The 22,741-nt window shown below is 65.3% G+C and carries 19 protein-coding genes, 1 tRNA gene and 3 pseudogenes; 21 read left to right on the forward strand and 2 right to left on the reverse strand.

Features of this window, described 5'->3' with window-relative positions:
- A pseudogene (locus ACLEQD_RS07580) lies at window positions 1-526 on the reverse strand (diacylglycerol kinase family protein); the annotation flags it as partial.
- 80 nt (window positions 527-606) lie between these two features.
- On the opposite strand from ACLEQD_RS07580, the gene ACLEQD_RS07585 reads away from it, so the two are divergent.
- The 15 genes from ACLEQD_RS07585 to ACLEQD_RS07655 all read left to right on the forward strand — a co-directional run bounded on the left by ACLEQD_RS07585 (window position 607) and on the right by ACLEQD_RS07655 (window position 15,470).
- Window positions 607-2,397: an N-acetylmuramoyl-L-alanine amidase gene (locus ACLEQD_RS07585; RefSeq protein WP_410382863.1), complete on the forward strand. Its 1,791-nt coding sequence runs from the start codon at window positions 607-609 to the stop codon at window positions 2,395-2,397.
- Window positions 2,398-3,579: 1,182 nt separating this feature from the next.
- Window positions 3,580-4,593, forward strand: coding sequence for a type I glyceraldehyde-3-phosphate dehydrogenase (gene gap / locus ACLEQD_RS07590; RefSeq protein WP_410382864.1), 1,014 nt, complete (start codon window positions 3,580-3,582; stop codon window positions 4,591-4,593).
- A gap of 56 nt (window positions 4,594-4,649) precedes the next feature.
- Window positions 4,650-5,843 (forward strand): phosphoglycerate kinase, encoded by a 1,194-nt coding sequence (locus ACLEQD_RS07595; RefSeq protein WP_410382865.1) that lies wholly within the window; start codon window positions 4,650-4,652, stop codon window positions 5,841-5,843.
- 36 nt (window positions 5,844-5,879) lie between these two features.
- Window positions 5,880-6,641 carry a triose-phosphate isomerase gene (gene tpiA, locus ACLEQD_RS07600; protein ID WP_206792573.1) on the forward strand — a complete coding sequence of 254 codons (762 nt, stop codon included), beginning with the start codon at window positions 5,880-5,882 and terminating at the stop codon, window positions 6,639-6,641.
- Window positions 6,642-6,725: 84 nt separating this feature from the next.
- Window positions 6,726-7,127: a preprotein translocase subunit SecG gene (gene secG, locus ACLEQD_RS07605; RefSeq protein WP_410382866.1), complete on the forward strand. Its 402-nt coding sequence runs from the start codon at window positions 6,726-6,728 to the stop codon at window positions 7,125-7,127.
- Window positions 7,128-7,212: 85 nt separating this feature from the next.
- Window positions 7,213-7,294, forward strand: a tRNA-Leu gene (locus ACLEQD_RS07610).
- 991 nt (window positions 7,295-8,285) lie between these two features.
- Window positions 8,286-8,495: a helix-turn-helix domain-containing protein gene (locus ACLEQD_RS07615; RefSeq protein WP_410382867.1), complete on the forward strand. Its 210-nt coding sequence runs from the start codon at window positions 8,286-8,288 to the stop codon at window positions 8,493-8,495.
- Window positions 8,492-9,358 carry a hypothetical protein gene (locus tag ACLEQD_RS07620; protein ID WP_410382868.1) on the forward strand — a complete coding sequence of 289 codons (867 nt, stop codon included), beginning with the start codon at window positions 8,492-8,494 and terminating at the stop codon, window positions 9,356-9,358. Before ACLEQD_RS07615 ends, ACLEQD_RS07620 begins: the two co-directional genes overlap by 4 nt.
- Window positions 9,355-9,891 (forward strand): hypothetical protein, encoded by a 537-nt coding sequence (locus ACLEQD_RS07625; protein ID WP_410382869.1) that lies wholly within the window; start codon window positions 9,355-9,357, stop codon window positions 9,889-9,891. The genes ACLEQD_RS07620 and ACLEQD_RS07625 overlap by 4 nt, the downstream gene beginning before the upstream one ends.
- The gene (locus ACLEQD_RS07630) at window positions 9,875-11,989 is read left to right on the forward strand and encodes a DEAD/DEAH box helicase family protein (protein ID WP_410382870.1); all 2,115 of its coding nucleotides are present in this window, start codon (window positions 9,875-9,877) and stop codon (window positions 11,987-11,989) included. The genes ACLEQD_RS07625 and ACLEQD_RS07630 overlap by 17 nt, the downstream gene beginning before the upstream one ends.
- Window positions 11,976-12,170: a hypothetical protein gene (locus ACLEQD_RS07635; protein WP_410382871.1), complete on the forward strand. Its 195-nt coding sequence runs from the start codon at window positions 11,976-11,978 to the stop codon at window positions 12,168-12,170. Before ACLEQD_RS07630 ends, ACLEQD_RS07635 begins: the two co-directional genes overlap by 14 nt.
- Window positions 12,170-12,814 carry an AAA family ATPase gene (locus tag ACLEQD_RS07640; protein ID WP_410382872.1) on the forward strand — a complete coding sequence of 215 codons (645 nt, stop codon included), beginning with the start codon at window positions 12,170-12,172 and terminating at the stop codon, window positions 12,812-12,814. The genes ACLEQD_RS07635 and ACLEQD_RS07640 overlap by 1 nt, the downstream gene beginning before the upstream one ends.
- 122 nt (window positions 12,815-12,936) lie before the next feature.
- Window positions 12,937-14,109 (forward strand): hypothetical protein, encoded by a 1,173-nt coding sequence (locus tag ACLEQD_RS07645; protein ID WP_410382873.1) that lies wholly within the window; start codon window positions 12,937-12,939, stop codon window positions 14,107-14,109.
- Window positions 14,110-14,118: 9 nt separating this feature from the next.
- Window positions 14,119-14,463, forward strand: a complete 345-nt coding sequence (locus tag ACLEQD_RS07650; RefSeq protein ID WP_410382874.1) for a hypothetical protein — start codon at window positions 14,119-14,121, stop codon at window positions 14,461-14,463.
- Window positions 14,464-14,537: 74 nt separating this feature from the next.
- Window positions 14,538-15,470: a hypothetical protein gene (locus tag ACLEQD_RS07655; RefSeq protein ID WP_410382875.1), complete on the forward strand. Its 933-nt coding sequence runs from the start codon at window positions 14,538-14,540 to the stop codon at window positions 15,468-15,470.
- A gap of 541 nt (window positions 15,471-16,011) precedes the next feature.
- On the opposite strand, the pseudogene ACLEQD_RS07660 reads toward ACLEQD_RS07655, so the two are convergent.
- Window positions 16,012-17,251 (reverse strand): annotated as a pseudogene (locus ACLEQD_RS07660) (IS3 family transposase).
- Between ACLEQD_RS07660 and ACLEQD_RS07665 the strand changes: the two are divergent.
- From ACLEQD_RS07665 to ACLEQD_RS07690, 6 genes and pseudogenes are all read left to right on the forward strand, one after another.
- Window positions 17,157-17,414: a transposase gene (locus ACLEQD_RS07665; protein WP_410382876.1), complete on the forward strand. Its 258-nt coding sequence runs from the start codon at window positions 17,157-17,159 to the stop codon at window positions 17,412-17,414. The pseudogene ACLEQD_RS07660 and the gene ACLEQD_RS07665 overlap by 95 nt on opposite strands.
- Before the next feature lie 119 nt (window positions 17,415-17,533).
- Window positions 17,534-17,953: pseudogene (locus tag ACLEQD_RS07670) on the forward strand (IS5 family transposase); the annotation flags it as partial.
- Window positions 17,954-18,317: 364 nt separating this feature from the next.
- Window positions 18,318-20,243, forward strand: coding sequence for an ATP-binding protein (locus tag ACLEQD_RS07675; RefSeq protein ID WP_410382877.1), 1,926 nt, complete (start codon window positions 18,318-18,320; stop codon window positions 20,241-20,243).
- Between the two features lie 7 nt (window positions 20,244-20,250).
- Window positions 20,251-21,513 (forward strand): hypothetical protein, encoded by a 1,263-nt coding sequence (locus tag ACLEQD_RS07680; RefSeq protein ID WP_410382878.1) that lies wholly within the window; start codon window positions 20,251-20,253, stop codon window positions 21,511-21,513.
- A gap of 346 nt (window positions 21,514-21,859) precedes the next feature.
- The gene (locus tag ACLEQD_RS07685; RefSeq protein WP_410382879.1) at window positions 21,860-22,012 is read left to right on the forward strand and encodes a helix-turn-helix domain-containing protein; all 153 of its coding nucleotides are present in this window, start codon (window positions 21,860-21,862) and stop codon (window positions 22,010-22,012) included.
- A 177-nt stretch (window positions 22,013-22,189) separates the two neighbouring features.
- On the forward strand, window positions 22,190-22,732 hold the full coding sequence (locus ACLEQD_RS07690) for a DUF2378 family protein (protein WP_410382880.1): 543 nt from the start codon (window positions 22,190-22,192) through the stop codon (window positions 22,730-22,732).
- Window positions 22,733-22,741 lie beyond the last annotated feature (9 nt).

Here is a 22,741-nt window from a genome sequence, read left to right on the forward strand (position 1 = left end):
CCCAGGGCGAGCAGGAACGCGAGCACGTCCACGGCGGCGGCCGCGGCTGGGGCAGCACCAGCACCGTGGCGCAGCCGGCCAGCGGCAGGCCCAGCGCGACCTGCCGGAAGATGGCGTCGGTGCTGGTGCGCACGGTCTCCCAGTAGTTGATCAGGATGGCGGCGAAGATGACCACCGTGCCGCCCGCGAGCACGAGCACGCCCGCGGCCGCCGCGTCCTTGGTGAGCCGGGCCTTCTCGTCGAACTGCTGCACGGCCAGGTCCACCAGCTGCTCCAGGGCGCTGTTCAGGATTTCGGCGAAGAAGATGAGCAGCACGCAGAAGATGAGCGTGACCTTCTCCGCGAGCCCCAGCGGGATGCCGCTGCCCACCAGCCCCACCAGCACGCCGGAGATGAGGTGGATGCGCATGTTGCGCTGCCAGGCCACGGTGTGGATGAGGCCCGCCCACGCATGTCCGAACGAGGCGAACAGTCCGTTGCTGCGGCGGGAGGGAAACTGGGGACGGGAGGGCGCAGGAACGGTCATCGGAAGGTGAAGGGGTGGGCAGGCTAGCACCCACCGGTCCGATTGAAGCGGGGGAGTGAACGGGTAAGGTCGGTCGCGTGATGCGAACGTTCCCTCCGTCCTGGTCGCGCACGCTGGCGCTGACCCTGCTGTGCACCTCCTTCCTCGCTCAAGCGCAGGACACCCCCGAAGCCTTCGAGGGCGACGACCTGGGGCTGGAGCCACCGGGTGTTCAATACCTGCCAGCTCCGGCCCCCAGGGCCCATGAGCAGCGCCGCCTGTCGCCGGACGCACCCGCGGTGGTGCGCCGCGAACCGCGCGCCGTGAAGTCGCACGTCAAGGCCGCGGGCGTGCCGCAGACCCGGCTGGGCGAGGGCGCGCTGTCCGGCAAGGTCATCTACCTGAGCCCGGGCCACGGCTTCTACCGCGACAACGGGCTGAAGCGCTGGGCGACGCAGCGGCCCAACACCTGGGGCGTGGTGGAGGACTTCATCTCCGCGGAGGTGGTGTCGCAGCAGCTGCAGCCCCTGCTGATGGCGGCGGGCGCCACGGTGGTGACGGTGCGCGAGTCGGACCTGAACCCGCTGCTCGCCACCGTGGACAACGGCGGCACGGGCTACGTGGAGGGCGGGGACACCGCGCGCTTCCACGCCTCCGCGCAGAAGGGCTGGGCCCCGCCGCCCATGCCCATGGGCAACGGCGTGGAGCCCTTCACCCTGGGCACCACGCGAACGCTGGACACGGCGGCCACCTCCACCGCGCAGGCGACGTGGACCCCGGACGTGCCCGCGGCCGCGGCCTACAACGTCTACGTCTCCTACGGCTCCGACCCCACGCGCGCGACGGACGCGCACTACGTGGTGAAGCACGCGGGCGGGGAGAGCCACTTCCGCGTGAACCAGCAGCGCCACGGCGGGACGTGGGTGCTGCTGGGGCGCTTCTACTTCAAGGCGGGGGCGCATCCGGAGTCCGGCGCGGTGGTGCTGGAGAACGACTCGGCGGTCGCGGGCGCGACGCTGTCCGTGGACGCGGTGCGGCTGGGGGGTGGACGCGGCCTCATGGGCGACGCGGCGCAGGGGCCGCTGTTGCGTCCCCGCTTCGAGGAGAGCGGGCGCTACCACGTGCAGTACAGCGGGGCGCCCTTCAGCGTGTACGCGCCGTCGGGGGCCAACGCGCTGTCCAACGAGCGCAACGCGGACGTGACGTCCCGGCCGCGCTTCGCCGCATGGCTGCACGAGGAGGGCGAGGACGCCGTCTACGTCGCGTGGCACACCAACGCGGGCACGTCCGGCACCATCCGGGGGACGGAGGGCTACGTCTACGGGCCGAACCCGGTGGACGGCACGCTCAACTTCACCGGCGTGGCGGGCAGCGACGTGCTGGGGCGGGCGCTCCTGTCGCAGCTCGAGACGGACCTGAAGCGCGAGGTGGATCCGGCCTGGCGCGTGCGCGGCCTGCGCTCGGCGAACCTGGGCGAGGTGAACCCCACGCACAACCCGGAGACGCCCGCCGTGCTCCTGGAGATGGCGTACCACGACAACACGACGGACGCGGCGAACCTCAAGGAGGCCCGGTTCCGCCACGTGGCCGCGCGCGCCATCGTGCAGGGGTTGATCAAGTACTTCGCGACCCGCGACGGCGCGGCGGTGCACCTGCCGCCGGAGACGCCGGGCGCGGTGGTGGCGCGCAACGCGACGCCGGGCGCGGTGGAGGTGAAGTGGTCAGCGCCCCGCAGGTGGCCTCGGAGGAGGGCCGCGACGCCCCCACGGCCTACCGGCTGTACCAGAGCGCGGACGGCTTCGGCTGGGACGAGGGGACGGAGGTCCAGGGCACGACGGCCACCGTCACGCTGGCGGAGGGCACGCTGCGCTACTTCCGCGTCGCCGCGGTGAACGCGGGCGGCGAGTCCTTCCCGTCCGCCACGGTGGGCGTGCGCGTGGGCAGCACGCCGCCGGTGCTGCTGATCAACGCGTACGAGCGGCTGGACGCGACGGTCGCGTGCGGCGAGGAGCTGGAGACGCCGTACGACCTGGAGGCCCCGCTGCGCGTCTACCTGGAGGCGATGAACGACGGCAGCTACCTGCGCCAGCACGGCGTGGCGTTCGCGCAGGCGGCGGTGGCCTTCGACAGCGCGGCGGGCAACGCGGTGGCGGCGGGGCTGGTGTCGCCCACGGGCTACCGGCTGGTGGACTGGTCCACCGGGCGCGGCGGCGTGGCGGGCGCGGGGCTGACGCGGACCGAACAGGACGCCCTGCGCGCGTTCGTCACCGGCGGCGGAAATCTCCTGCTGTCGGGCAGCCGCACGGTGTATTCGCTCTCGCAGGGCAGCGCGGAGGACAAGCAGTTCCTCGCGGACATCCTCCAGGCCTCCTTCGGCGTGGGCTCGGCCCTGGGCCGGGTGGAGGGCTCCGCGAGCGGCATCTTCCGCGACCTGCCGGCCACGCCGCTGGACGACGGGACGCTCGGGGCCTACCCCGTGGGGGTGACGGACATCCTGCTGCCCACGGGCTCGGGGATGGACGTGCTCCGCTACCCCAACACGGGCCTGGGCGCGGCCGTCCTGTCGGGCATGGCGCCCGCGGGGCAGGTGCTGGTGCTGGGCTTCCCGTTCGAGGGCCTTGCGTCCAACCGCGAACGGTCGCGGCTGGTGGGCGGGTTCCTGGTGCGCTCGGGAATCCTCGCCCAGGCACCAGCGCTGCCCTCCGAGGACGTGCTGCCCGCGGTGAGCCCCCGGCCGCTGTCGTCCTGCGTGGCGGTGCGGGCGGTGGATCCGCATCCGCCCGTGAAGCCGCCGCCGGTGGACCCGCCGCCGGACCCGACGGTCGTCCCGGCGCTCCCGAATGACTATTCCCCCAAGGGGGACACCGGCTGCGGGTGCGGGGCCGGGGCGGGAACGGCCTCCGGGCTCTGGCTGTTGGTCGGGGTGATTGTTCAGCTCCGGCGTGCGCGCTCGAAAGCGGCCCACGCGAAGCGTTGACTCGGCGGGGGCGCCTGCCTACGGTCGCCCGCCTTCTTTACGAGACTCATGACGGTGGGCCGTGAAGGCCCATCCCTTCCAGGAGACGGAAAACACCATGGCCATCAAGCTCGCCATCAACGGCTTCGGTCGTATCGGTCGCTGCATCCTTCGCGCCGCGCTCAGCCGCAAGGAAGACCTCGAGATCGTCGCCATCAACGACCTCGACAAGCCGTCGGCGCTGGCCCACCTGTTCAAGTACGACTCCGTGCACCGCACGTGGCCGGGTGAGGTGAGCCACACGGACAAGGGCATCGTGGTCAACGGCAAGGAGATCGCCGTCACCGCGGAGAAGGACCCCTCCGCGCTGCCCTGGAAGAGCATGAACGTGGACGTGGTGATGGAGTGCACCGGCCGCTTCACCGCGCGCGACGCCGCCGCGAAGCACCTGGCCGCGGGCGCCAAGAAGGTCATCATCTCCGCGCCGGCCAAGGGCCCGGACATGACCATCGCGTACGGCATCAACCACCACGAGTACGACCCGGCCAAGCATCACATCGTGTCCAACGCCTCGTGCACCACCAACTGCCTGGCGCCCATCGCCAAGGTGCTGGTGGACAACTTCGGCATCGAGAAGGGCCTGATGACGACGGTGCACAGCTACACCAACGACCAGCGCATCCTGGACCTCACCCACGACGACATGCGCCGCGCCCGCGCCGCCGCGCTCTCCATGATCCCCACCAGCACCGGCGCCGCGAAGGCCATCGGCGAGGTGCTCCCGGCGCTCAAGGGCAAGATGCACGGCCTGTCCGTCCGCGTCCCCACCCCGAACGTGTCCCTGGTGGACCTGACGGTGAACACCTCCAAGAAGGTCACCGCGGAAGAGGTCATCGCCGCGATGAAGGCCGCCGCCAACGGCCCGCTCAAGGGCGTGCTGGAGTTCAGCGACGCTCTGACGGTGTCCGTGGACTACAACGGCAACCCGCACTCGGCCATCTTCGACGCCACCAACTGCTACGTGATGGGCGACAACCTGCTCAAGGTCATGGCCTGGTACGACAACGAGTGGGGCTTCTCCAACCGCATGGTCGACACGGCGAAGTTCCTCGTGTCCAAGGGCGTGGCGTAAAGCCGCGCCGTACTGGCACCCCAGGCTGACCGAGACAGGCACAAGGGACACCCAAGATGATCCGCTACATCGATGACCTGCAGTTGACCGGCAAGCGCGTCTTCATCCGCGTGGACTTCAACGTCCCGCTCGAAGGGCGCCGCGTCACCGACGACACCCGCATCCGTGAGGCGCTGCCCACCATCCGGCGCGCGCTGGAGATGGGCGGCAAGGTCATCCTGGCGTCCCACCTCGGTCGGCCCAAGGGGGCGGACCCCAAGCTGTCCACGGTGCTCGTCGCGGAGAAGCTGGCGGAGCTCCTCGGCGGCAAGCACGAGGTCATCCACGCGGACGACTGCGTGGGCGACAACGTGAAGAAGCAGGTGAACGACCTGAAGGCGGGGCAGGTGCTCCTCTTGGAGAACCTGCGCTTCCACAAGGAGGAGGAGGCGAACGACGAGGCCTTCTCCCGCGAGCTGGCGGCGCTGGCGGACGTCTACGTCAACGACGCGTTCGGCACGGCGCACCGCGCGCACGCGTCCACGGCCGGCATGGTGCCCTTCGTGAAGGAGAAGGCCGCCGGCTTCCTGATGCGCAAGGAGATCGAGTACCTGGGCGACAAGGTGCTGCGCAATCCGCAGAAGCCCTTCGTGGCCATCCTGGGCGGCTCCAAGGTGAGCGACAAGATCAAGGTCATCGAGAGCCTGCTGCCCAAGGTGGACGCGCTGCTCGTGGGCGGCGCCATGGCGTACACCTTCCTGAAGGCGCAGGGCATCGAGGTGGGCAAGAGCCGGGTGGAGGAGGGCGACAAGCTGGCGCTGGCGGCGAAGCTGCTGGACACGGCGAAGCGCCTGAAGACGCCGCTGGTGCTGCCCATCGACCACATCGTGTGCGCGGACCTGGAGGGCAAGGGGCCGGTGAAGGAGACCCCGGATCAGGTCGTCCCCGCGGACATGATGGGCCTGGACATCGGCCCCAAGACGCGCGCGATGTTCACGCAGCGCATCCGCGACGCGAAGACGGTGGTGTGGAACGGGCCCATGGGCCTCTTCGAGGTCGCGAAGTTCGCGGAGGGCACCCGCTCAGTGGCCGCGGCGATGTCCATCAACAAGGACGCGACGACGGTGATTGGCGGAGGCGACAGCGCGGCGGCGGTGGAGCAGATGGGCTACGCGGACAAGATGAGCCACGTGTCCACGGGCGGTGGCGCGTCGCTGGAGTTCCTGGAGGGCCGGGAGCTGCCCGGCATCAAGGCGCTGGAGACGAAGTAGGGCACCCACGCGGTACGCACCGGGGGAGACACCACGATGGCTCGTCGGAAGATCGTCGCTGGCAACTGGAAGATGAACAAGACGGTGCCGGAAGCGCTCGCGCTGGTGCGGGAGCTTCGCGGCGCGGTGGCGGCGCTGGGCGACAAGGTGGAGGTGGCCATCGCGCCTCCGTTCGTGGCGCTGCAGCCGCTGCACGTCGCGCTGGAGGGGGCGCCCCTCCAGCTGGCGGCGCAGAACTGCCACTGGGAGTCCTCGGGCGCCTTCACGGGCGAAGTCAGCGCGCCGATGCTGGCGGAGCTGGGGTGTGCCTACGTCATCGTGGGGCACTCGGAGCGCCGGCAGTTCTTCGGGGAGACGGACGCCACGGTGAACAAGCGGGCGAAGGCGGTGAAGGCGGCCGGCATGACGCCCATCGTCTGCGTGGGGGAGACGCTGGCCGAGCGCGAGTCGAACCAGACGCTCACGGTGGTGGAGCGCCAGGTGCGCGGCGCGCTGGAGGGCTTCTCCGGGGCGGACGTGGCGACGTTCGTGCTGGCGTACGAGCCGGTGTGGGCGATCGGGACGGGCCGGACGGCGACGACGGCGCAGGCGCAGGAGGTCCACGCGGCCATCCGTGGGCTGCTGACCCGGATGTACGACGAGGGGACGGCCGAGCGGGTGCGCATCCAGTACGGCGGGAGCGTGAAGCCGGACAACGCGGCGGAATTGCTGGGTCAGCCGGACGTGGACGGGGCGCTCGTCGGGGGAGCGAGCCTCAAGGCGGCGGACTTCGTGGCCATCGTGAAGGCGGCCGGCTGAGGCAGGTAGACCCGTTAGAAGTTGTCACCCGTTGACCACTTTGTGTAGGTTGCGCCCTCTTTTCACGGAGCGTTGGGAACACCCATGCTGACCTTCTTTACGATCGTGCACGTCCTGCTCTGCGTGTTCATGATCTTCGTCATCTTGCTGCAGCCGGGGAAGGACGCCGGCATGGGTTCCGCCCTCGGTGGCGGCGCCGCGACGAGCGCCTTCGGTGGCCGCGGCGCGGTGACCTTCCTGAGCAAGCTGACGGGCATCTGCGCCGCCTTGTTCTTCCTGACCTCGCTGGGCCTGTCCTTCGTGGGCCTGCGAGGCTCGGTGGCCGCGGGAGGTTCCGTGGCGACGCCGCCGGCGAAGACGGCCCCGGCGACGCCGGGAGCCACGACGCCGGCCCCGGCGGCCCCGGGCGCGGTGGAGCAGGAGCGTTCCGCGACGCCGCCGGCGGAGGGCCAGCAGGCTCCCGCGCCGACGACGCCCGCGCAGTAGCAGTCAGGAAGCATCGGATTCACGCGACGGTTGAATTGGTTGTTGCGTGAATCCACGGGGTCCGGTACATGGACCCCGCCGAAACGCCCAGGTGGTGGAACTGGTAGACACACCATCTTGAGGGGGTGGCGCCGAAAGGTGTGCGGGTTCGAATCCCGCCCTGGGCACTCCGAACAAGAGCCTCCGAGTCGAAAGACTCGGGGGCTTTTGTCGTTTCTGGGGTTGGCTTCCTGGCTACGTGCCCCTCGGGGGCATGTCGAGGGCGAGCACCGCGTCGTTCTTCGCGTTCTGGCTTCAAGTCGGCGTAGTGCATCGTTATGTTGATCGTGGCGTGCCCAGCCGCTCCTGAACGGCTTTGAGCGGCACACCACGCAAGAGTAGGTGTGGCGCAGGGTGCGCCAGCCAATGCGACGGATGCCGGCCAACTCCGCGTTTTTGGGGATGGCGCCTCCGCGCAACTGAGCTGCAGGCCGTTGAAGCCGCGATCCCACTGCGAGATCACTTGGGGCGAGTCTAGCTGCCTCGGGAATTCCCGATGGGCGTGCAATGAACCTTCGTTAAAGGGAATTCTCTAACGCACGCCACCCTTGGGCGTGCCCATGTGTTCCCGGAAGACGTTTCACTTCATCAGGAGCTGTCCCGAGGCCATCTCCATGCAGTCCCAAGACAGAGCCGCAAGTTCAGCAATGAGCAGGCGGGTATTTAGAGCAAGGGCGATCATCGCCTTCCATCGACCGGCTTTGCGTTCGCCACCAGCTTGTCCGCCGCCCCGAAGGAGAGGAACGCAATTTTAGGTGCAGGAGCCTTGAGCCACTCCACCTTCGGAATCGCAAGGATGTCCGCGAATTCGTGGGCCAGGACCAGCAGCTGTTGACGCTCTTCTTGGAGAGACCCTCCTACATCTTCTGCTCTCTGAAGGCTTTGATCTTTGCCGTTCTGTACGTGTTCAGATGGTGGCGGAAGGGATCGAACTGCTGGCTTACGGTAGAGCACTCGTTGAGCGGACGCTCCGGGCCGTGGCGCAGGCGGGGCGGTAAGCCGGGCGGGGGACGGCGTGGGGACGACTCTTCTCGACTTCCAACGACGATTGTTGGCACCAACCGATTCCGCTACCATGCGCGCTGCGTGTGAGCAGCAGCACTCGGTGGAGCAACGAATATGAGCAGTGAGCCTTGGGTCGCGGTCGAGGAGGTCGCGAAGCACCTCGGCGTCGCGAAGGACTCCGTCTACAGGTGGATCGAGTCCCGTGGCCTACCCGCTCATAAGATCGGCCGCCTTTGGAAGTTCCGGCTGTCCGAGATCGATAGCTGGGTCGAAGCCGGTGGTGCTGCCGAGCCGCCTAAAGATGAGACGGTCAAGAAACCATGAGTTCCCGACCTAGTCCCAATGGACATGGCGTTGGGACGAAGACGAGCGGTAAGCCGATCAAAGGCAAGGTGAACCGGCCTCGCCTGCTCCTACCCGCCATCACTGAGACCCCACTTCCGCAGCTGCGGCCCTTTTTCGGCTACTACGGTGGGAAGTGGCGCGACACTGTCAAGCACTACCCCACGCCGAAGCATGACACGATCGTCGAGCCGTTCGCCGGCTCGGCGGGCTACTCGCTTCGCTATGCCAGCAGGAAGATCATCCTCTGCGAGATCGACCCTGTGTTGTCGGAGGTGTGGAAGTACCTGCTCAGGGTGAAGCCGAAGGAGATCCTCGGCATCCCTGACCTCGCTCCCGACGGTATCGTCGATGACCTCGACATTTGCCAGGAGGCCCGGTGGCTGGTTGGGCTTTGGCTAAACCGAGGCACCGCGAGTCCTCGCAAGAGCCCGTCGAAGTGGATGCGTGACGGTATACGCCCGGGATCCTTCTGGGGTGAGCGAGTCCGTCGAACGATTGCTACGCAGGTCGAGTCTATCCGGCACTGGAAGCTGCTGAACTGCAGCTACGTCGACTGCCCCACGCCGCCGGAGGGAGCAACCTGGTTCATCGACCCACCGTACGAAACGGCTGGCCGGCACTACCGGTTCGGTTCGGAGCAAATCGACTACAAGGCGTTGGCTGCGTGGTGCAAATCACGTCCGGGCCAAGTGATCGTCTGCGAGAACGAAGGTGCAGGGTGGCTCCCGTTCAAGCAGCTCGCTGACGTAAAGACCACGCGAGGAGACCGCCGCTCCCAGGAAGTCATCTGGCAGTCCGACAATCCCATCCATCAGCCTCGCGCTGATCAACATGCTTCATGAGCGCGCTACGCACCGAGGATCTTCATCAAGCCTTCCTGCGGCCACTCGAGTCCGTGGTTCGCTGGCATTCGGCTCTTTCTGACAAGCCTCTGTGCGTCGACCTCGCGCTTCCCCTGCCGCCTCGCCTGCGCATCTACATGTACTCGCTCATCGGCGGCGTCGGAACGGTGCGTCCAAACGAGTACAAGGCCTCGCTTCGAATTCCGGGGCAGCCGGTTGGACGGTACGACTCATTCGACCACTCAGACGATCGCTTCGCGCTCGTGGTGGCCTATCGACCCGACCTCGACGTGTTTGTCCTATGGGATGCCAGCCTGCATCCACGATTCACCAACGGCACCAACATTCAGGTTCGGGACACCACGGTCTACACCGCGGCAGCGCTTGGATGGGCTGAGCAAGTCCGCCCGCTACCGAGCAAGAGCCCGGAGATGGTAATCGCCTGCCAGTCGTCGAACCTCAAGAAGGCCATTGACGAGCGCGTGGCCTGGACTGGCAGCGTCAGAGAGGGCGCCAATGGCCATCCTCTCTGACCTAACGCTTCAGACCTCGTATCACAAGGGCCGCGACGACATCGCGATGTCCTTTTACCTGCCGTGCATGCAACGCGCGGTAGAGTACGACCGTGCGGTCGGCTACTTCCGAAGCACCGCGTTCATCGTTGCGTGGCCCGCGCTGCGCGACTTTGTTCGCCGTGGCGGCAAGCTCCGAGTGCTCTGTTCACAGGTCCTCGCAAGCGAAGACATCGATGCGCTTGAGAAGGGTTACTCGGCCAGAGCCGACGAACTTCTCGCAGCTCGGCTCGTGGAAGAGGTTCGCAGCATCCTTCGAGACGATGTGCTGCGCGAGCCCGCTCGCATTCTCGCGGCGCTCGTCGCGCGTGGGACCGTCGACCTGCAGATCGCCATCATGCGCGAGAGCGACACTCGTGCTGCTAGCAGCCGCATCTTCCACGACAAGCTCGGCATCTTCCGCGATGAGTCTCGAAACATCGTCATCTTCAAGGGGTCCATGAACGAGACGTGGACCGGTCTCGCTGCCGACGGGAATCTCGAGTCCATCGACGTCGCGGCGAGCTGGCTCGGTGCGCGTGACCTTGAGCGCGCGCGCACGGAGGAGTCGTACTTTCTCGACCTCTGGAACAACAGGTACCCGACGTTGATCGTGCGCCCCTTTCCTGAGGTCGCGCGCGAGGAATTCGAGCGAGCAGCTGAACCCGATTGGGACTCGGCCCTCACCAAACTACTCAACAAGCCTGAGGAGCCGGCGGCAGTGGTTGATGCGCGCGGTAGGTCCCTCCGGCCACACCAAGCGGCGGGTCTTGCTTCGTGGGCCGCGAATGGGCGACGAGGCATCCTCGAGTTCGCCACCGGAAGCGGCAAGACGTTCACCGCTATCACCGCGATCCGTGAAGCCATCGCGGACCGGCAGGACGTCGTGGTCGTCGTCGTCCCTGATCAGGTGCTGTTTGGCCAGTGGTTCAAGGAACTTGAGGAGACGCTTGCGAGCCTCTCCGTGAAGCTCCTCCGTGCCGGCTCTGGCTACACAAGTTGGAGAGAGAGCCTCAAGCTGTGGACGTCGGCTGGCACCTCGCCGAGGCTCGTGCTTGCCACGGTTCAAACGGCAGCGTCGGATGACTTCAGGCAGCGGCTTTCGGGAGGCGAGCACCTGATGCTCGTCGCCGATGAGGCTCATCGCTTGGGATCACCGCATTACCGCCAACTTCTCGACGAGCGGCTTTTCGGTGCGCGGCTAGGGCTCAGCGCGACGCCCGAGCGAGCTGGAGATGGGGTAGGCACTGCCGCCCTCCTGTCTTTCTTTCGTGGCGTGCTGGAGCCTCGCTACACCTTGGCCGATGCCGTTCGGGACGGGGTTCTGACTCGCTACTTCTATCGCCCGCACACGGTTGTACTCGCTGACCACGAGGCGGGCGAGTGGCGCTCGTTGACGAAGGAGATCGGTCAGCTGCGGGGCCGCATGGCTGGCGGCGACTTCACCGTCGGGCTCGAGGACAGGCTGCAAAGGCTGTATATCAAGCGCGCACGGGTCGTGAAGCACGCGGCTGCCAAGGTGCCATTGGCCGTTAACGTGCTCGCCTCGGAGCACCAGCGCGGGCAGAGGTGGATCATCTACTGCGAGGATCTCGGACAGCTGAACGCTGTGTGTCAGGCACTCGCGGCGCGCGGCATCCAGAACATGCCGTTTCACTCGCAAATGGATGGCGACCGAGCGGAGACGCTGCGGTGGCTCGACCGACGTGGTGGGGTTCTCGTCGCCATCAAGTGCCTGGACGAAGGCGTCGACATTCCTTCGGTAACCCACGCCCTCATCCTCGCCTCGTCAAAGAACCCGCGCGAGTTCATTCAGCGTCGCGGACGGGTGCTTCGGATCGCGCCGAAGAAGGCACTCGCGTACATTCACGACGCCATCGTTCTGCCACCGAAGGCGGAAGCTACGGATGGCGAACGAGCGGCGGACCCGATTACGGTGGGCGAGCTCGCGCGAGCCGTGGAGTTCGCCCAACACGCCGACAATCCGTCCTCTGCCGCCGACCTTCAGCAGATTGCCATTGAGATGAACATCGACTGGCATAGCCTCTCGACGAACGGGATCGAAGATGCGGGCGACTGACCTCAGGGAACTCACCAACACCGTGGAGCAGCTTCGCAAGGAACTCCACGCCGATCTTGATGCGGGCTTCGTCGAAGCTGTTGTTCGGGCCGAAGAGCAGAACCCCGAGGACGATGCCGAGGCGCTGCGCGCCATTCAGGCCGCCCTAAAGGCCGTGCTCGTGGCCAAGGGGGCGACCTGATGCTGCGGCTGAAGCGACTTGAGGTGGAGGGCTTCGGCCCGTTCGCTGACCAGCAGGTGATCGAGTTCCCTAACAGACCTGGGGTGACGGTCATCTACGGCGAGAACATGCGCGGCAAGACCTCGCTCTTGAACGCGATCCGGTACGCCTTCTTCGGGACCGTGGTCGGTCGGGGGTCACGAGCCCGACGCCTTCACACGATTTCGAACCGCGAGCTCGCCAGCGACGGTCAGTATGGCTTCAACGTGGCTCTAAAGTTCGACTTCGACGGTGCGGAGTATGAGTTGTTTCGCGAGTGTACTCCTCGCGTCAAAGTGCCTGCCCGCGACGAGGATTATTCGATTCAAGTTCTCCTTCGGAAGGGGAATGCGACGCTAGGCCCCCAAGAGCACGAGAAAGCTCTGCAGCAAATCTTTCCCAGCGAGGTCTCTCGCTTTTTCCTGTTCGATGGTGAGCTGCTGCAGGAGTATGAGGAACTCCTTATCAACGAAAGCGCGGCGGGGCACCGGATCTCAGAGGCCATCGAGCGCATCCTCGGTGTGCCGATTCTGAAGCGTGGGCGAGCCATCTCACCCAACTCTCCGAGGATGCCGACAAAGCAGCTGCGAAAGAGGCGTCCAAGCGCCAGGACACGCAGGCACTAGGTACTGCGCTCCAGCAGGCGACCGAGCAGAAGGAGGCTCACCAGAGGGAACTGGCTCGCAAGCAGCAGGAACTCAACGAGCTGAACGCACAGAAGCTGGAAGTCGAGCAGGTCCTTCAGTCCATGCAGAAGTACGCGAGCATCCTGCAAGAGCGGGACGATGCGAACGCGCGGCTGGACGAAGCTGGTAAGGGGGAGAAGTCGACGCGAGGCGACTTGCAGAGGGCGATGGGAGATGGGTGGCGGTCGCTCCTACGGGAGCCGGTGAGGGCTGCTCGTACCGCCGCGCAGGTCGAGGCTCAGAAGGAGTTCGACGCCATCATCCTGTCGCTTCGAGTGAAGGCAGTCGAAAGCGGTCACTGCGGTACGTGCGAGCAGGACCTGCCTCCTGGGCTCGCGGACAAACTGCGCTCGACGCTGCCCGCCCAGCCGGCGGCGGCGGTCCCGACCGGAGGAGTCTCAGCTGCGATGTCGCGTCTTGCGGATCTCAACAAGTTCAACGAGGCCGACAACGCAGGGGAAGTGCGGCAGTTGTGGAATCGGCTTGAAGAACTCCGACTGGAGCAGATCACGCTGCGTGATCGGATCTTTGACCTCACGGCGGCACTCTCGGATTCAGATCCTGAGACCCTTCGACGCTCGAAGGTCTCGTACGCAGAGGTCATCGAGAAGATCTCCGTGGTGAAGCGGGCGATCGATGAGGGTTCAAAGAAAGCCGATGAGAAGGACCAGAACATTCAGCGCTTGAAGAAGATGCTGGAAGCGGCTGGCACGTCGGACCTTCGAGCGGGGCAGCTTCGGGCGAAGATCCTGCGTGACGCCTCGGAGGTGTTCGGGGCTGCGGTCGAGCGTTACAAGTCGGACCTGCGCAGGCGCGTGGAGGCCACGGCGTCAGATCTCTTCAGGTCCATGACGACGGAGAAGCAGGACTTCGCGGGGCTCACGATTAACGAGGGCTATGGCCTCACGATTCGGCACCGGGATGGTCGCGCTGAGGAAGCGCGTTCTGCAGGCGCAGAGCACGTCGTGGCGCTCGCGCTGATGGGGGCGCTCCAGCGAAACGCGCCGCTTCGAGGTCCCATCGTCATGGACTCGCCGTTCGGCCGTCTCGACGAGAACCACACGGCAAACGTCATAGAGACGCTGCCGAAGATGGCAGAACAGGTTGTGTTGCTGGTCTACGAGGCCGAGGTGGGCAGAGCCCGAATGCGCGAGCTCCTCGGTAGCCAACTTGTTCGTGAGTACGAACTGGACCGAGTGTCGGCTCGACGAACGAACGTGCGCGAGGTTAAGTAGGAGAACGCGATGGAACGAGACCGCGAAAGCATTGGGCTGACCGCAGAGAATCAAGCCGTGCTTGCCGAACTTGAGGAGCGTGGCTGGTTCCTCGAGGGCCAGGACATCGCTCGCTTCTGCATGGCGTACGCGATTCGCGCCAAGGTGCCGGAGGGCGCGACGTCGGGCACCGAGACGCGATGGGCCGCCGGCAACTTCGACAAGACGGGCGAAGTCCGGGCGCTGCTCGCAGCGCTGTACCCGACCTGCCAGACGCCCGTACGGTTGATGGAGCACTTGGTAAACGAGGGGCTACGCATGGTGGTAGCGAGAGTTCGCTCCGATGCGATGGGGCCAGCAGAGCTTATGGACTGACTGTGGCAGGACGGGTAACTCAGGAGCAACGCGAGGTTCGTCGGGCGGTCCAGTGGCTTGTGCAGGGATCCGGGTTGCCGGCCCAGCCGTTCTACTGTGACCCCGCCCGCATCGGCGCTTTCGCTGTCGCGCCCGCCGAGCTCGCGGCCGGCACCGATGCCGCTATTTTCCGCCTCTTCGTCACGCTGTCGATGTACCAAGCGCTGCGCGACGTCGTGATCATGTGCCAGCAGCGGTCGCTGCCACGCATGTCGATGTGCGTCGTCGCCGACGTGGCCTTCGTGAAGCGGGCCATCACGCGCCACCGCTGCCCTGCGCTCGGTTCCGTAGAGTCGTTTGAGGAGGGCTGCGACGTCACGAAGACAGGCGAGACCGTCGACTGCGGGAGGTGCCCCGGCACCGCCTGCCACGTGAAGGACGCCACAGTCGTCTTCAACCGCATGGGCGACATGGGCAAGCTGCCGACCTCGGCTTGGCTCCGGCTCTGGAAGATCGGCGGGATGAGCGCGTTGCTTAAGCGCGTGTGCAAGGACGAGTCGTCGCCAATCAAGCGGGCCGCGCTCCTTGTCGAGCATTTCGCTGGCGTCCACCGGATCGGGCGTAAGCTCGCCACGATGTTTGTGAGCGCCCTCTCCACGCCGGCGCTCGCTCCGGGCCTCACGCCGTGGTTTCCGGCCGTCGACGGCAACGAACTGGTCGTGGTCGACACGAACGTCGCGCGCGCCGTGGACGCGCTTCGCGAGCCAGCCGCGCCCCGCACCTATGACGCCCGAGAGCGGTGGGTGCGCGAACAGGCATCGACGCTCGATCTCCGTGAGTTCCGGCCCGACCTGCCGCGCTACTCGCCGAGGCTCGTCCAGCAGGCGCTCTACGCGTTCTGCTCGAAGTCGAACCGCGTGGCCCATGGGGATGTCTGCGCTGTGCGCACGACGCCGTGCTCGGGCTGCGCACCGACCTTGTGCCCGTTCGCGGCGTCCATGGAGAGCAGGGACTCGCTCGCCGGTTAACTCTCTGTGGCTCCGTGCCGGAGAGGTAGAGTCAAAGACCTATGAACGCAGCGAGACAGTCGCGTGGGTTCGACCTCTCAAGGCTTGGACCATCTTGGCGTGCAGGTGCCCCGTGCATCGCGCTCTACGGCCAGTTCCTCCCTGGCATCACCAACGCCACAAACCGGTCTCGCTACTATTCGTTCCATCCGTGGGGCCTATGGGCCATCGCACGCTGGTACTCAGACAACTTCCTCGACGAGTTCCGTCGCGTCTTGCGTCGCGCCGAGTGCCTAGGGGCTGTCCCTGATCTCCGGTCCGAAAATTCAACCTGGCGGATCGAACATCGGGGTTGGACCCGGCTTCAGGGGCACCAGGAGGTTGCCAGCCAGCGCCAGGCATGATCAACGCTGGCTGTGCGCCGACATGAACTGAGCGATGCCGAGTGGAGCCGCATCGAGCCCCTGCTGGGCTCGCGCAGCGGCCCACCCTCGAAGCGTGGGGACCGCGACTTCATCAACGTGTACCGCACCGGATTGTTGAGACACCAGGTTGGTCGTAATCAGGCCGCCTGCTTCGACTGCATCAGTTCCCGCCGGGCCTGACTCGGCGAGAGGAAATGGTGACGCTCCAGCAGCCAGTGCTCGTTGTAGCGCTGAGCCCATTGCAGCAGGGCCTGCCGGAGTTCCTCCACAGTGGCGAAGGTGCGCACCCAGAGCAGTTGCTCCTTGAGGGTGCGGATGAAGCGCTCAGCGCAGCCGTTGCCCTCGGGACTGCGGACGAAGGACGGGCTGGACTGGACGCCCAGGAAGCGCAGCTCGTCCTGGAAGGCGTCGGAGGTGTACTGACTGCCGTTGTCGTGGCGGATGGACAGCCCCGAGGCCACGCTCTGGCCGTACGCACCGAAGCGGGCCTTGACGCCCTGGCGGATGGGCTCAAGGGCTTCGAAGCGGGTGCCCACCTTGGCCGCGTGGATGCCGACACACTCGGCGGTGGCGTGGTCCACGGCGATGAAGACGGTAGCCTGGCCCTCCAGCGTCGTCGCCGTGCAGGTGGCGTCGGTGCCCCACATGACGTCGGGCCTGTCGGTGGTAATCGTGCCGTCGTGGTGGCGCGGCCCCAGCACCCGGCGGGCGCGGCCCGGCGCCAAGAGCCCCGCTTCGCGCATCCGCCGCAGGCAGCGGGCCTTCGAGGTGCGCACGCCCTTTGCGCGCAGCCGAGCCCACACCTTGCGGTGCCCTCGCCCAGGAAGGGCGAAGTCCCCAGCACGCCGCGGATGGCCTCCAGCAGCGCCCCATCCGTCAGCGCCGTCTTGGGGCCGCGCCGGGCTGGCGGCTGGGCCTCGGCCTGACGGCGGGCGCGGTGCCGGTACACCGTGGCACGAGGCACCTGCCAGGTGGTCGTCACGAGCGCCAGTCCGTACCGCTTGCCACTGGAAGGCGAGAGCTGGACGCTCATCCTCTCGACTTCCTCCAGGGAGAACCCGGCGCGTTGCCCTCCAGCAACCGGGCCTTCTCGGCCAAGAGCTCGTTCTTCATCATCAGCTCGCCCACCATGGCCTTGAGCCGCAGCACCTCATCGTCCGCCGGCTCCGGCTCGCGGCTCTTGAGGTTCGCCTCGGCTCCCACCAGGAACCTCTCCCGCCACTCACTCAGCACCGCTGCGGTGACACCCAGTTCCCGAGACAGTGCGTCGAGCTCTTCGCCCTTGAGCAGCCGGAGCACGGCCTCCTTCTTCCTCTTTGCCGAGAACCGACCGCGCTCCGCCGTCCTGTCCTGCTTCTGCTGCTTCTTCACATCCACCTCACGAGGGGGAGGTTATCCCCCAGAGAGGTGTCTCAAGAAATCCTGGGGCGGAGGAAACGCTGTCATCTGGGGCGTGAAGACGGGTGTGCAGTGGCGGGACCTGCCGGAGAGGTTCGGCCACTGGAAGACCGTCTACAACCGCTTCCACCGCTGGGCGTAAACCGGGCGCTGGGAAGACATCTTCAAAGCGCTGCGGCTCGACGTGGATGAGCTCGGCTCCCTCGCGGATGCCTCCGTCGTCCGGGCGCATCAGGACGCCTCGGGCGGAAAAGGGGGGTCCGAGGCAATGCTCTGGGACGTTCTCGAGGAGGTTTTTCAACGAAGGCTCACGCCGTCACAACGACGGGCGGTAAGCCGCTCCACCTCGCGCTGACGCCCGGCCAGCAGCACGAGTCCACGATGGCGGAAGAGCTGCTGGTGCACGCCGAAGGCGACGCCTTCATCGCGGATACGGGCTACGACGCCGAGCGCATTCGCGCCAACGCCCAGACGCTGGGGATGAAGCCTGTCATCCATCCCCACCCCAGCCGTAAGCAGCCTCCACCTCTGGACCGAACCCTCTATCGGCTGCGCTACCGGGTCGAGTGCTTCTTCCACGACATCAAGCGCTTTCGCGCCGCCGCCACCCGTTACGACAAGACGGCGACCTGCTACCTCGCCGTCCTGCACCTCGCATCCATGCTTCTCTGGCTGCGTTAATCAGGGACAGCCCCTAGTCGTGCTCATTTTGAGCCTCCCAGGTAGGGGGCGAGTAGCCATGGCTCCCCGCAGTGACGGGCACTCCCACGTGCCCCCAATGTGCCCCTCCAGCGCGGATTCAGGGGGACGAGGTGGCACCGGGAGGCAGGACTGGACGATGAAACCGAGTAAATCAAGGAGATGGTGGGCAATGGCACGTCCTGCTTGAAGTTTTCCGTCCCCCCGTATGGGGGTCGAATCCCGCCCTGGGCAACCCGAAAGAGCCGCCGAGTCCAAATGACCCGGGGACTTTTCATTTTCCGGGCTAAGCCGCGTGGGAGTACCCTCTTAGGACGTTGGCTTACTCGTTCGACGAGGAACTTCAATGTCCATCACCAACAAGCTCCGAAGCATGGCCTCGGTCGACCTCTTCAAGGAGGCCGTGGTTCCCGAGGCGTTCGTCGGTCGGCCCTTCTACTTTGACTTCTCGAAGATGAAGATCCTGTCTAACGACCACTGGAAGGAGACGGTCGGCGGAATCGCGGCCGGGACGTTCCTCGTGGCTGTGTACGACAACGCGGGCGCTCGGCCCGAGATCGTTCTTCTTCGTGTCCTCGGACCGACGACCTTGCCGTCCGACTCGGATGTCGTCGCGGCGATGGTCGACCACTACAAGGAGAACGCCACCACGGATACGTCGGCGAGCAAGCTCGACAACTACACGCGCTACGAGTTCCAGTTTTCGGGTCTGGAGTGCCGCGTCCTCGGATCCTTCTACCTCGACGAAAAGGGTCGGACGCAGTTCGGTGCCGACGTGGACAACTTCTACGGTCCGAACAACTACTCGGTGTACCGGCCACCCGGAAGGGTGCTGGAGTACATCGTGAACTTCCGTGACGGGGAGATCATCCCCGGTGGGTCAGGCGATCAGCGTATTGGAGAGGTCCGCTATGCCTCGAGCCGCCGCCATCCGATGAACGACTCCGTCCCTGTCTACGTGTCTGCGTTCGACTATCTCGGCAAGCGCACTGCGCTGTTCGGTATGACCCGCACAGGTAAGTCGAACACAGTCAAGATGATCATCAAGGCCACAGCCGAGCTGGCGCCATCCAAGGCGAAGATCGGTGGCAAGCCGGTCCCCCCCATTGGGCAGATCATCTTTGATGTGAACGGCGAGTACGCGAACGACAACCAACAGGACCAGGGCACAGCAATCTACCAGCTCTACGGCAGTGATGTGACGCGCTACAGTATCCTTGAGAAAACTGGTTTCAAAGTCATGAAGCTAAACTTCTTCAAGGAAGTCGTGCAGGGCTTTGAGATGATCAGCTCGGGACTCCAGGACGACAAGGCCATCTATACCCAGGCGTTCATGAACGTGAACTGGGAGGCGGCGGACCCGACCGACTTCAGCGCAAAGACCAGGTACGAGCGGCGGAAGGCCTGCTATCAAGCGATCCTCGCTGCAGCTGGTTTCACCCTGCCCGCGAAGTTCCGCATCACGTTCGAGGGCGCGAAGGACATCAACGCCGCGGTTGGGCTCGACCCGTCGAAGGGGCTCTCTGCAGAGGATGCAATCAAGTGGTTCACGTGGGTCTGGGACAACTACGCCTCGGATCCCTTCTTTGCGTCCTATAGGTTGAGCAAAGGGCGAGACTGGGCCGATGAGGATCTCCAGAGCCTGTTGCGCTTCCTGACGCGCAAAGCGAAGCCGGGTGCTCAGGCCACGGAGGCTGGTTTCAGGAAGTTGATCCCGTTCCGGGAGCTGCACACGTCGACGCTCCAGAAGTCCTATGAGGAAGAAATCGTCGAGTTGCTGCGCGACGGAAAGATCGTGATCATCGACCTTTCCCAAGGCAATCCCAACCTTCAGCGCACCTATTCGGACCGTCTCTGTGCCGCGATCTTCCGCGAGGCCATGGCTCGCTTCATAAAGAACGAGCCCGCGAACTTCATCCAGATGTACTTCGAGGAGGCTCACAACCTCTTCCCGAAGAAGAACGAGTCAGATCTGACTCTGATCTACAACCGCATCGCGAAGGAAGGCGCGAAGCTGAATCTTGGTCTCGTCTACGCCACCCAGGAGGTCAGCTCGATTTCAGCGAACGTGCTCAAGAACACGCAGAACTGGTTCGTGTCACACCTGAACAACAACGACGAGCTACGGGAGGTCTCGAAGTACTACGACTTCGAGGACTTCGTCGAGAGTCTGCGCCGCACGACGGACAAGGGCTTCATCCGGATGAAGACATACTCCAACGCCTTCATCGTGCCCGTTCAGATTGACCGGTTCAGCGCCGTGAAGTCTTGAGGTCACCATGGGCTACTCCTCCAAGGGCCGAAAGCCCATCGAAAGAGCGAGCAAGATCGCTCACGTCGAGATCATCAAGAATCCCGACGTCCAGGCGTACCTCGATCAGTGCATCCTGCCGTCGGCGCCGGACTCGCAGTCGCTGGTGGGTCTGCTGACCGACCTCTCCGAGGTCGATGTCAGCGAGGTATCAGCCGTCATCGCGATCGATGGTGGCTACACGGAGACCTTCGTCCAGGAGGAGTACCCGTCGGCGTCCATTGCATTCTTCACATTTGGACCGCTCCTCTTCCAACTCGATGATCTTCGCGCTCTCGACACGAAGCGATTCATCGCCCCGGAGGACCTGCGCAAGCTGAAGCAGATCGAGCGATACACGCTGGTCCTGCCAACCAAGGGCATCCGGCATGGCTCCCAGCCCTCGCTCGCTGCGACCATCCGACGCGCGGTGTATGACTTCTTCGTAAAGGAGCGCGGCTCCGAATCGGAGCAGCTCATCACGAGCCTCAAGTGGTTTCTGTTCCGGCGTTGGAAGCGGCAGCCCGACGACTCCCTAGCGGAGCGTGTTGAGCACTGTCCATATGGATGCGGGCAGAATCTGATCACCTTTTCGTACGCGGATCCCACCCTCAAGAATTGTCCGAGGTGCCAGCAGGCTGTCTACCTAACGGACACCTTCCGCCTGCATGAGCGGGTTGACGAGGAGATTGGTGCGTCCGGTATCGCCGCGTACGTCATGACGATGCTTGAGCAGATCGTCCTGGTTCACCTGATTCACAGCATCCTGGAGATGAAGCCCGCCCTCCTGAGGAACATCCTCCTCATCAAGGATGGCCCGCTCGCGTTCTTTGGGCTGGTGGCTCCGCTCTATCGGCCCATGCGCGAGCTCGTCGAATACCTTTTGAGCCAACCTAGCGGCCCGACAGGGCCTACTCTGCGGCTGGCGGGTCTAGAGAAGAGCGGGGCATTTGTCGAACACGCGGCCGCTATTCAAGACCGCATGAGCCCCGGGTCCTTCTTCGTGGTGGGCGATGCCTATATCCGTAAGTACATTGTCCCCGGTGACGCGTCTTCGACTTACGGTCAGAACACCTACTATGGCAGAAGGTGTTCTTCCGAGCGCAAGAGGGCGCGATGTACGTCGCGACGGTGCCAGGGCGCGAGTACAAGTCGGAGCCAAAGGCGTCGGACCTACCGCACCTCCACGAAATCCTCACGCTCATCGGTGAGCTTCGATGTAGCATGTACGACAACGCGCTGGTCCCTGTAGCGTTGGCGAACAAGCTTGTTTCGCTCTCGGATTTTCCGAGCCAGCGCATCCTCACCACGTTTGCGCGGCAAGCAGTCAAACCCTGAAGGGATGATCGGGTTGAGCTTACCCGGGTGGTCTCAATCGGTGAGTGCACCACGCCGGTTCTCACCATGGCACTCTGCTCGGTGGGCGGCACTGGGTACGAGGCCGAGGGAAATTAGCAAGGCTGACGGGTGAGGACGGGCTGGAGATTGGGCGGCGAGTCATCGCTGGCGAGACCTTCGAGCAAGCGGCGCTGGCCATCGGCTGCTCGAAGAAGTCAATTTAGCGGCTCCTGGTGAAGACGAGCGGAGTGGCGCCGCGCGTGCGCACGCGCTCGCCCTTGCGCCTGTCGCTGCAGGAGCGCGAGGAAGTCTCGCGCTGCGTACTGGCGGGCGAGTCGATGCGTTCTATCGCGCGTCCTTTAGGACACTCAGCGTCCACCGTGTCGCGCACCGAAGAGCCCTGGACTCGCTGAGCCTTTGGGAAAATGTAATTCATGTTTTCTGAGCCAGATGCGCACGACATGAAACACGCGGTGGGACGTCTCAGACCCGGGTCGTAGGGCAGGGGGCTTCGGATTCGTGGGGGGGCTGGAGTACGCTTCTTCGCGACACGGCGGAATGGGACCGCCGGGCCGTTGCCGGGGTGATTCGTGGAAGAGGAAATCGTCTATCGCCACACGGTGGAGGGGCTCTTTCGCTCCATCGGTGACCGTCTCACTCCGGAGCTCCGGGCGAAGCTGAGCGAGGTGGGGCTGGACCTGGACTCGGAGTCCCCTCACAACACGTCCCGGCCCGTCTTCGCGGATGCCCTTCGCGTCACCGTCGAGCACCTGTATCCGGAACTCGAGGTGGGCGAGGGCTACCGGCGGCTGGGCGTGGGCATCATCCAGGGGCTGGAGCAGACCGTGCTCGGCAAGTCGCTCGTGTCGATGTGGCCCATCTTCGGCCCCGAGCGCGTCGTGGTGCGCATCCAGGAGAGCTTCTCCACCGTGAACAACTACATGCATTCGGAGTTGCTCACCCAGGGGCCCGGTCACCACATCATCCGCGTCAACGAGTGCAACGGGAACCCGGGCTACCTTCGCGGCATCATCGAGGCGGGGCTTACCCGGGCCGGCGCCCGGAACCTGCGCGTGGAGCCGTTCGACTTCGATGGCCACGCCTGCTCCTACCGCATCCGGTGGGGCGGCTGAGCCTGAACC

The organism is Corallococcus sp. 4LFB (assembly GCF_046520365.1).
Classification (GTDB): Bacteria; Myxococcota; Myxococcia; order Myxococcales; family Myxococcaceae; genus Corallococcus; species Corallococcus caeni.